The organism is Mycobacterium sp., assembly GCF_008709575.1.
GTDB lineage: Bacteria > Actinomycetota > Actinomycetes > Mycobacteriales > Mycobacteriaceae > Mycobacterium.
This window is the reverse complement of sequence record NZ_VYIK01000276.1, coordinates 1-768: the sequence shown is the minus strand read 5'-3', so window position 1 is coordinate 768 and position 768 is coordinate 1. Positions and strand designations below refer to the sequence as shown.

Genomic DNA, 768 nt, shown 5'->3' with positions numbered 1-768 from the left:
GCCCCGGTTGACTTCGACAAAGAACTCCCCCAGGAAAGACAGGATCAGGGTGGCGTTAGCCGCACGCAGCAGTCGCCAAGCCGGGTGCCGTTCCCGCAACGCCTGGATCGCCGGGTACTCCACAAGCAAGAGACTAAGCAAGGACACCGACAGATCGGCGCACCGAATCGCTGCCACCGGATACCGCCGACGGCGTGCGGCTTTGCTCATGGCCGCGCATGCCCGGATGCCGACGGCACCCGGTGGCCTCCTGGCCACACACCCATCCCGGGCCAACGCGGCTCGACTCCGATAGGAACGAGCCCGCTCTTTTCGACCAGTGCCGCTCGAAATCCCGGCGTCGAAGTGACGGCTGAGCGTGAATGGTGGGACGGTCCACGAGACGAGGATCTGGAAGCCCTATGGCGGGGATTTTGATCAAGGGCCCAGCCGAATCGCCGCCATTTCCAGGCGCCGGACGCCCGAGTCTGCACCCAGGGCATCCAGACTGCGCCCACGGCGAGCCTGCCCGCGGCGATTTCGTCGCCCTCACCGCAGAATGAAGCCCGACCCGGTGCGGGCAGCGCCGGACCCGCACGACGTGGTACTGACCCCTAGTGGGCTATATTCAGCACATGCGACTGCACATTACCGTCGACGACGAACTCGTTGCCGAACTCGACCGACGGGCCGGACACAGGCGACGCAGCGCCTTCGTCGCAGAATTGATCCGCCGCGGACTCGATGACGAGCGGCGATGGGACGATATCGAGGCAGCGCTCGGGGCTA

1 protein-coding gene is annotated in these 768 nt (G+C 65.8%); it reads right to left on the bottom strand.

The window, feature by feature from the left end; genetic code table 11:
• Positions 1 to 123: DUF3375 family protein (locus F6Q13_RS18435; RefSeq protein ID WP_293059622.1), on the bottom strand; the 123-nt coding region annotated here is incomplete at its 3' end.
• Between the last annotated feature and the right edge of the window lie 645 nt (positions 124 to 768).